Source organism: Dyadobacter sp. (genome assembly GCF_051859145.1).
Lineage (GTDB): Bacteria > Bacteroidota > Bacteroidia > Cytophagales > Spirosomataceae > Dyadobacter.
This window is the reverse complement of sequence record NZ_JBHYGF010000021.1, coordinates 4,780-13,914: the sequence shown is the minus strand read 5'-3', so window position 1 is coordinate 13,914 and position 9,135 is coordinate 4,780. Positions and strand designations below refer to the sequence as shown.

The window sequence follows — 9,135 nt, the reverse complement described above, 5'->3', positions numbered from 1 at the left end:
ACTCTCCACGCGCGCCTTTATCGACCGAGCCAAAAGGTTGAAGGATGTTTTACAACCCTACAATGTTCCGTTGATCATCAATGATCGGGTAGATGTTGCCCTTGCAGCTGATGCAGACGGCGTACACGTGGGACAAAGTGATATGCCTTACGAAATCCTGAATCAAATGCTGCCCGCCAGCAAGATCATCGGGCTTTCTGTTGAAAGTGAAGCCGATCTGATCGAGGCGGATCAATGGGATGTGTCATACCTCGGACTGAGCCCGCTTTATGCAACTCCCACCAAGACGGATACAAAAACTCCCTGGGAAATAGAGGGGCTGCGCCGCGCTGTCACGCAGACCAAGCACGCGCTGATCGCGATCGGCGGTATCAACTTTATGAATGCCGAAGAGGTAATCAGGAATGGCGCGGGCGGAATTGCCGTAGTTTCTGCCATTTGTAGTGCGACTTCTCCTTACGAGGCTGCATTCCGGCTCAAATCGATCATTTTGAATACCGTTGCAGGCGCACCCGAACAAACCTGACGATCCCTACCAAATCCACAACCACCAAATGACCCGATACCCCACAGTCCTCACCATTGCCGGCTCCGATAGCGGAGGTGGCGCCGGTATCCAGGCCGACCTGAAAACCATCGCTGCATTAGGCGCTTACGGTGCTTCGGCGATTACCGCGCTCACTGCCCAGAATACAAAGGGTGTAAGATCAATCCACGCAGTGCCGCCCGCTTTTTTGAAAGAACAGATCGAAGCGGTGTTCGACGATATTACTGTTGATGCGGTGAAAATCGGGATGGTCAATACCATTGAAGTGGCGCAGGTAATTGCTGAAATGCTGGAACGTTACAAACCGGGATTTGTGGTTTTTGATCCGGTAATGGTCTCTACAAGCGGGTCAAGGCTGATCCGGGAAGAAACGGTATCGGTGCTCTGGGAAGTACTATTTCCGCTTGTCCATTTAATTACGCCTAACCTCGACGAAGCACAGATCCTGATTTCCGAGAAAATCGAATCTGTTGAGGCAATGAAAGTGGCGGCGGAAGAAATGGTCAGCCGGGGTTGTGAAGCTGTTTTACTGAAAGGCGGGCACCTTGTTGCGCCTGTTTTATCCGATATTTTTGCCCAAAAGGACCAGAATACTCTTATTCTCGAAAGCAGCTACATAGATAGCCGGAATGTGCACGGGACAGGCTGTACCTTATCCTCGGCAATCGCCGCATTTGTTGCAAGTGGGAACTCCCTTCCGGAGTCAATCATTTTCGCGAAGGAATATATTTCCGGAGCAATTGCGGCGGGTAAAGATGTAACTACGGGCCAGGGACCCGGGCCGCTCAATCATTCGTTTTCTCCTGTTCCAATGCAATTGATATGATCAAGTTTACGGACCTGCTCTGGGAGCGGGCACTGCCCATTTACGAACAAATACAGGCACACCCCTTTAATCAGGAATTGAAAGCGGGGACTTTGCCTGTTGAGAAATTTAAATATTACATCTACCAGGATTCCCTCTACCTCGCCGATTTGCGAGAGCATTGGCTGCAACTGGTGTGAGAGCCGGGAATAGTCACGAGCTGCTGGACTTTCTTGAGTTCGCACAAAATGCGATCCTCGTCGAACGGGCACTTCATGTCAGCTATTTCAATGAATATGCCATCGATTACCAGAGCGGAAAAGGGCCGGGCTGTTTTGCCTATACCAACTATCTCCTGGCGACCAGCGCATTCGAACCTTACGAAGTATCAGTAGCTGCATTGCTGCCCTGTTTCTGGATATATAAAAAAGTCGGCGACTACATTTACGCCAATCAAACCACACCGAATCCATACCAGAACTGGATCAACGCCTACGCCGGCGAAGACTTCGCATTATCAGTCCAAAAAGCACTCAACATCTGCAACCAACTAGCCGAAAACGCCTCTGAGCAAACCAGGAAACGAATGGTAGAGGCTTATGTGACGGCGACGAGAATGGAGTTGGAGTTTTGGGGAAGTGCTTATAGTTAGGAGGAAGGAGGAAAGGGAGGAAGGAGGAAGGGGAGGAGCGATAACGCCTGCCCTTCGACTGCGCTCAGGGTGACAAGTCTTTTTAGTCCTTCCTTCCTTCCTTCCTCCATCCTCCCTTTCTTCCCTTTCCTCCGTTAAATCATTTCTCTCCAAAAAAATTAGGGTAACCCCTAGCCTGGTTGTCAATCTCAAAACAACCAGCTATGAAAAAATATATCTTCATGATCATGGCGGCAGCATTCAGCATTGCCGCATTTGCGCAACAACCTACGCAGACTGTCAAGGGACGCGTTCTTGACACGGAATCACAGCAGCCTGTTATAGGTGCCAATGTGATTATTACCTCACTCAATCCCGTACAAGGTGCGGCTACTGATGCCGAGGGCAACTTCCGCATTGAGCATGTGCCGGTGGGAAGGCACGCAATCAGAATTACTTCTGTCGGGTACGATGATGCTTTTTTGCAGGAAATCGGGGTCGGCTCCGGGAAAGAAGTTGAGCTGAACATCAAGCTTACAGAATCTTTCCGCGCACTGGACGAGGTGGTGGTAAAGGCGCAAAAGGAGACCGGCGCTCCATTGAACGATATGGTGAGCGTGAGCGGAAGGTCGTTTACGGTAGATCAGACCAAACGCTTTGCGGCGGCTGTTAACGATCCGGCGAGAATGGCGCTGTCTTTTGCAGGTGTGTCCACCACTGACGACGGGGGCAACCTGATTATCATCCGCGGTAACAGTCCCAAAGGTTTATTGTGGAGAATGGAAGGTGTTGAAATCCCCAACCCCAATCACTTCGCTTCCGAAGGTACCTCGGGCGGCGGCGTAAGTGCGTTGAGTGCGAATGTGCTGGGTAACTCCGACTTTCTGACAGGTGCATTCCCCGCTGAATACGGCAATGCAACGTCCGGCGTTTTTGACCTCAAACTCAGGAAAGGCAACAACGAAAAGCGCGAGTATGCATTACAAGCGGGTGTACTCGGTCTTGATTTTGCTGCCGAAGGTCCGATCGGGGCGAAAGGAGGTGCATCTTACCTTGCCAACTACCGGTACTCTACGCTGTCTATCCTGAGCAAGCTCGGTGTGCAGATGGGCGATGCTGTCAATGATTTTCAGGATGGCGCATTCAAGGTATACCTCCCGTACGATGAAAAAGCTGTGGTATCTGTCTGGGGAATGGGCGGTATCAGTACTTCTACGGTGAATAACGAGGATATGAAAGAAAAGTTTACCTCTAACCGTGGCATGCTCGGGGTGAACTATCTGCGGTATATTAACAGTCGATCTTACATGGAAACCATTGTCTCCTATGCAGCCACGAAGCAGAGCGGCGATTTTCTGGATAAAGAAAGTCAGGACATTTACCAGCAAAATTTCATCAATCAAACCCTGCGCGTCTCGACTTTATTTAATTCAAAACTGAATGCGAGGAATACGCTTAGAGTTGGCGCGATTATCAATCATTTAGATTTCAACCTTTTTGACCAAAATAATGAAGACGGGCCTTTTGTGAAGAACCTGGACCAGAAAGGAAATACACAATTGTTCCAGGCTTATGCGCAGCTGAAATCAAGGTTATCACCCAACGTAACCCTGAATGCAGGTTTGCACGGCATGGTACTGGGGCTGAATAATCAGTATTCCATTGAACCCAGGCTGGGAATGAAATGGGCGGTTGCGCCACGATCGACGATTAGTTTGGGCGCGGGGCTGCATAGCCGGACAGAGTCCATTTCAACTTATTTTGCTCAGGTAAAAGCGACTGACGGACAAAGTAACCTGGTGAATAAAAACCTGAAACTGATGAAATCGGCGCATTTCGTTGCGGGTTATGAATTCAGACCGACGGCTAGCTGGCGCGTGCTCGCGGAGACTTACTACCAGCACCACTACCACATTCCGATCGGGCCGCCTAACACCAACTCGCCCTTTCTTTTACATAACTCCATGCTCAATGAGATCGACGGGTTCGTGAACGATTCGCTGGTAAGTGCCGGAAAAGGGCGGAGCTATGGTTTGGAAGTGACGATCGAGAAATCTCTGACCGCCGGTATTTACCTGATGAGCACTACTTCCCTTTACCAATCCAAATACACCGGGCGCGACGGTATTGAGCGCAGTAGCCGATTCAATGGACAGTTTGTTCAAAACCTGCTTGCCGGGAAAGAATGGAAAGTGGGTAAAAACAAAACCAACATTTTCGCAGCAAACATCAAGCTGCTGGCTGCGGGAGGAAATATGAGTACGCCGGTTGATCTTGAAAAATCAAGACAAGAAGGCCGCACCGAGCGCGATTGGTCGCGGAGCTATTCCGAGCAGCTGCCGCATTATTTCAGGACCGACCTGCGCGTGAGCTATACCAAAAACAAAAAGCGCACAGCCTCCACCATTTCACTCGATTTGCAGAATGTGACTAACAGGTTAAATGCATATGACAGGTATTATGATAAAAAGGAAGACCGCGTGAAGCTGATCACACAGGTAGGTTTAATCCCGGTGCTCAACTACCGGCTCGAATTCTAGCAAAAGCGTCAGCTGCTTTTATGCGATGGAACGGTTGTTTTAGAAATCCTGAAAAATGATTTTGATAGAAAAAACTAAGACAATCATGGAAAAGGATTTTGAAAATAAGGAAGCAATAAAGAAGCTGAAATCACTGGCCGAAGATATCCGGTTTTGTATGTACACCACTTATAAAAACGATCGGATCGAATCCCGTCCGATGACCACACAGCAAATTGATGAGCAGGGAAATGTGTGGTTTTTTACAAACCGTAACTCTGAGCTGGGAGATACTTCCAATCACGGAGAAGGTGTTACGCTGATTTATGCGGACCCCAAAAATAATACTTACCTGAGCATTTCAGGGAATGCAGAGCTGGTCAACGACGAACAGAAGAAGGACGAACTCTGGAATATCATGTCAAAAGCCTGGTTTCCGGAAGGAAAAGAGGATCCGGATCTGGTATTGCTCCGGGTGATCACGGAAGAGGCTGCCTACTGGGATGCAACATCTTCTAAAATGGTCGTATTCTTCTCGATGCTGAAAGCGGTACTTACCGGAACAACGCCAGAAGGCGGCGACCACGGAAAGCTGAACCTGGCTTAATCGCCTCTATATATTTCCCAAAAAAAGAAGTGCTGACTGGCGTAAAGCCGGCCAGCATTTCTTGTTATCGATAAGCAACCTCTGACAGGCATGAAAAACAAAAAAATCCTCGTCTATATTCTTGTTTTTACACTCTTGATCGTTGCCGGCTGGGTTGGCTGGCATTTTTACAAAAAGGAAAATGAAAACCCGGTTTCCGGTTTGAAGCCGCGGGTTGAAATGGGCATCGGGCACATTTCCAATATTACAGACAGTACCATTGACCTTTCGCTGCAACTGCTGGTACATAACCCATTGCCTGTTGAACTGGACATGAAGGGTTTTGAATATTTTGTTGAAATGAATGGGGTTAAGATAATTGAAAACGAATACTCCAAGCCGTTACTGATCAAATCCCGCGACAGTACCATGGTGATGCTGCCTTCCCAGCTTAAAATCAAAGCGCTTAAACAGGAAGGTAACGCAGAAGCTGCGCAGGGAGAGGATAGTGCCGACTATCATTTTGAAGGTACTTTTGCATTGAACAAGCCCTTTTTGGGTAAAGATTCGGTAACAATTTCAAAAGATAAGAGACTGCCGCTTTATCGCTTACCCAAAGTTGAAATTGTCGATTTTGATATTACCAAGTTCCGTCTGGGAAACTCGGATGTAATGCTGCAATTGAAGTTTTCAAACAAAAACCCATTCCCTGTCCAGTTCGAAGATCCTTCCTATGTAGTGAGTCTGGGCAGCCAGGAGCGACTCGCAGAAGGTAGCGTAAAGGGCGCGACCAAAATCAAAGGAAAAAGCAGCGAGATTTACCAGATCCCGCTTTCGGTGGATATGGGTAAGTTTTTGAAAGCAGCCGGACAAGTGATCACCAAAGGCAAATCGATCCCGTTTACACTTTATTTTAAAAGCAAGCTGGTTTCGGACAACGATATGTTTAAGAAAAGTGATGTGAATGTCGTTGTCGACGGCACGTTAAAGGATATTGAAACAGTGAAGAAAAACCTGTCCAAGTAGCGGAAAGCTACCTGGACGCGGTGAACCAGACTGTCATTTCGTTGGCGCCGCGGTTGGCCCAGGCGTAGTAGGGGATCAGGGTTATATTATCCTGCGATTTCAGCACATTGAGCCCGCCCAGCAAATCTTTGCGGAATTCGGGTGAAAATGCCTGATCAGGTTTGATCTGCAACGAAAGTGCTTTTCCCTGGTTGTCGTGGCCTTCTGCGCAGTAAAGTACCGGTCCGCGCTCGATGGCCACTTTGCCCTGGTTTGATTTGATGTTTTCGTTAGCAACAACCTGCCTTACCGGCATATCCATCACGAGCTCAATCACATCGCCTTTTTTCCAGTTCCGGTCTAATCTGACATAACCATTAACAGCAGCAACCTCGCTCTTTTTACCATTAACCAAAAGGCTGACCGGCTGCTTTGCCGGCGAAGTGTAAGTATATAAGTTACCTGGGATCGCCTGTCCGCTCGCCCAGCCTGGAATGCGTACCGAAATCGGGAATGCGGCTGCTTTTTCGGGAGATACTGTAATTTTCACCTTTCCTTCCCAGGGATAATTGGTTTCCTGCACCAGTTTTACAGCAGCTCCATTGACGGCGATCGTCGCGTCGTTTCCAGCGAAGAGATTTACAAAAACCTCATTGTTCTTCACAGCATAAATGTACCCCGGCATGGAAGGCAGAAAGCGCGATACATTGCTCGGGCAGCAGGCAGTACCAAACCATTCACTGCGGATTGCCGCGGTACCTTTTCCAAAATCGTTTTTTCCATTGGATGACATTGGATTAACATAAAAGAACTCATTCCCTTTCACCGACATTCCGCCGAGAAATCCATTGTATAGCACACGCTCAAAAACATCCATATACTTGCTGTCGCCCGTATTCAGGTACATTTTGTGGTTCCAGAGCATATTGGCAATAGCAGCGCATGTTTCCTGGTAGGCATTATCATTAGGTAGCACATAAGCTTTGTCAAAAGCCTCGCCATCCTCCCGCGCGCCCACGCCGCCGGTGATATACTGTTTTTTGAAAGTAGCATCTTCCCAGATCGTGTCGAGCGCTTTGCTGTATGCAGGCTCATTTTCGACCATTAACATATCAGCCACAGCTGCATACAGGTACTGCGCGCGCACCGCGTGACCCACTGCTTCGCGCTGCCTTACAAAGGGTACCTGATCCTGGAAATAGGAGGGGCCGAGTTTATGTTCGTCGAGAAACAATGTCCGCTTATCCGAGCGGCCGCGCATAGCGATGAAAAATTTGGATAGTTCGAGGTATTCCTTTTTACCGGTTGCGTGGTACAGGCGGATCAATGCAGTTTCTGTTTCCTCGTGGCCCGGAACTACTACCAGCTGTCCGGGTTTAGGGCCAATGGTTTTGACAAGATGGTCGGCATTTTTGATAGCGACATTCAGCAGGTTTTTCTTGCCGGTGGCCTGGTAGTGTGCAACCGCCGCTTCATAAAGGTGCCCCACATTGTAGAGTTCGTGGCTGCCATTTTCAAAAGAATAACGGTAAGGTCCGGCGATCCAGTCGTAGGAGCCGGTGGTGTCTTTGTTGATAGTACGTATCGTGTACAAATAACCGTCTGGCTCCTGCGCGGCGGCAAAAAGCGTGATCAGACTGTCGAGATAATGGTCGAGTTTGGGGTCGTATTTATTTTGTAAAACATAGGAAGCGCCTTCCACCACTTTGAAAACATCCGAATCGTCAAACCTTGCTCCCTTAAATTTTCCTTTCTTCAAGCCGCCTGCGACCGCGAAATTGTCAAACCTGCCAGACTCTGCGCATTGATGTAATGCGTGCGGGATGGTGGTATTCCGGGCTGTTTCCAGCCGTTCGTGCCAAAAGCCGGTTGTTGTTTTTACATTTTTAAGCGGGACCGGTTTGAGCTGGGTACTTTGGGCAAAAATGGATATGGATAAAAGAGATAGTAGGGCCGCTGAAAGGTATTTCGTCATTTCTGATGCTTTTGAAGGTAGTTTTCTTGCTGGATTCATTTACCAATCCTGTAAATAAACATACCAGCAATTGCATCAGAACAGCACTGCTCCCTCCTTAAATCCAGTCTGACCAGCATTACAATCCGTACTTCTCCATTCTCCGGTACAATGCGGCGCGGCTCAGGCCGAGCTCGCGGGCAGCGTCGGTAATGTTTCCGTTGAAACGTTTCATTGCTTTCACGATCATGGTTTTTTCCATGTCTTCGAGGTCGAAGCCCGTGGCGGTTGTGGGCTGACCGGCTGAGCTTTTGAGGAAAAGATCGTCGGGCTGCAATGTTTTTTCCTGTGAAAGGATTACAGCGCGCTCCACTGCATGCTGCAATTCGCGGATGTTACCAGGCCAATTGTACTGCTGCATTTTCTTGATCAATGCGCTGCTGATATCGTTGACGGGCCGGTTGTATTTTTTGGCGTATTGTTTGAGGTAATAGTCAGCCAGGGCGCTGATATCCTCGGGCCGCTCCCGCAGCGGCGGCAGATCCAGCTCGATGGTATTGATCCTGTAAAGCAAATCCTGGCGGAAGGTTTTTTCAGTGACCATTTTCTCGATATTCATATTGGTAGCACAAATCAGGCGCACATCCAGTGTAATGGGCTTGTTGGAACCTACGCGCGTTACCCGCCTTTCCTGGATCACGGTCAGGAGCTTGGCTTGCAGTGGTAGTGTAAGGTTTCCGATTTCATCCAGGAATATTGTCCCGCCTTTTGCCTCTTCAAACCTGCCGGCGCGGTCTTCCTTCGCGTCGGTAAATGCGCCTTTTACGTGACCAAAGAGCTCGCTTTCGAAAAGAGTTTCGCTCAATGCACCCAGATCCACTGCCACAAAAGGTTTGTCTGCGCGCTTGGAATGCTGGTGAATGTGTTTGGCAAGCTGCGTTTTTCCGGTTCCGTTTTCTCCCAAAATCAACACGTTTGCATCCGTACCCGCCACCCTTTCCGAGGTGCTGAGCAATTGGCGCATGATTTCGCTGGTAGCCACAATGGTATCAGCCGAAGTTTTAGCCTTTTTAGGATCTTCCTTCGAT

General features: G+C 48.7%; 7 protein-coding genes and 1 pseudogene. 6 read left to right on the top strand and 2 right to left on the bottom strand.

What is annotated here, in order from left to right:
• From thiE to ACTIE6_RS01990, 6 genes and pseudogenes are all read left to right on the top strand, one after another.
• Positions 1 to 526 (top strand): thiamine phosphate synthase (gene thiE, locus ACTIE6_RS02015; RefSeq protein ID WP_439555036.1); only part of this gene is annotated, 526 nt, incomplete at its 5' end.
• 28 nt (positions 527 to 554) lie between these two features.
• On the top strand, positions 555 to 1,373 hold the full coding sequence (gene thiD, locus ACTIE6_RS02010) for a bifunctional hydroxymethylpyrimidine kinase/phosphomethylpyrimidine kinase (RefSeq protein WP_439555035.1): 819 nt from the start codon (positions 555 to 557) through the stop codon (positions 1,371 to 1,373).
• Positions 1,370 to 2,004 (top strand): annotated as a pseudogene (locus ACTIE6_RS02005) (TenA family protein). The gene thiD and the pseudogene ACTIE6_RS02005 overlap by 4 nt, the downstream one beginning before the upstream one ends.
• A 203-nt stretch (positions 2,005 to 2,207) precedes the next feature.
• Positions 2,208 to 4,523, top strand: a complete 2,316-nt coding sequence (locus ACTIE6_RS02000) for a TonB-dependent receptor (RefSeq protein ID WP_439555034.1) — start codon at positions 2,208 to 2,210, stop codon at positions 4,521 to 4,523.
• An 85-nt stretch (positions 4,524 to 4,608) separates the two neighbouring features.
• Complete coding sequence (locus tag ACTIE6_RS01995) at positions 4,609 to 5,109, top strand: pyridoxamine 5'-phosphate oxidase family protein (RefSeq protein WP_439555033.1); 501 nt, start codon at positions 4,609 to 4,611, stop codon at positions 5,107 to 5,109.
• Between the two features lie 90 nt (positions 5,110 to 5,199).
• On the top strand, positions 5,200 to 6,114 hold the full coding sequence (locus ACTIE6_RS01990; protein ID WP_439555032.1) for an LEA type 2 family protein: 915 nt from the start codon (positions 5,200 to 5,202) through the stop codon (positions 6,112 to 6,114).
• 7 nt (positions 6,115 to 6,121) lie between these two features.
• On the opposite strand, the gene ACTIE6_RS01985 is transcribed toward ACTIE6_RS01990, so the two are convergent.
• Both ACTIE6_RS01985 and ACTIE6_RS01980 read right to left on the bottom strand, forming a co-directional pair.
• Positions 6,122 to 8,068, bottom strand: coding sequence for a glycoside hydrolase family 127 protein (locus ACTIE6_RS01985; RefSeq protein WP_439555031.1), 1,947 nt, complete (start codon positions 8,066 to 8,068; stop codon positions 6,122 to 6,124).
• Positions 8,069 to 8,186: 118 nt separating this feature from the next.
• Positions 8,187 to 9,135, bottom strand: a 949-nt coding sequence (locus ACTIE6_RS01980; protein ID WP_439555030.1) for a sigma-54 interaction domain-containing protein, incomplete at its 5' end; no start/stop codon positions are given.

What these genes read in the sequence shown, in the direction of transcription:
- thiD (WP_439555035.1), top strand. Translation starts at nt 555, where the DNA reads ATGACCCGATACCCCACAGTCCTCACCATTGCCGGCTCCGATAGCGGA.
- ACTIE6_RS02000 (WP_439555034.1), top strand. Translation starts at nt 2,208, where the DNA reads ATGAAAAAATATATCTTCATGATCATGGCGGCAGCATTCAGCATTGCC.
- ACTIE6_RS01995 (WP_439555033.1), top strand. Translation starts at nt 4,609, where the DNA reads ATGGAAAAGGATTTTGAAAATAAGGAAGCAATAAAGAAGCTGAAATCA.
- ACTIE6_RS01990 (WP_439555032.1), top strand. Translation starts at nt 5,200, where the DNA reads ATGAAAAACAAAAAAATCCTCGTCTATATTCTTGTTTTTACACTCTTG.
- ACTIE6_RS01985 (WP_439555031.1), bottom strand. Translation starts at nt 8,068, where the DNA reads ATGACGAAATACCTTTCAGCGGCCCTACTATCTCTTTTATCCATATCC.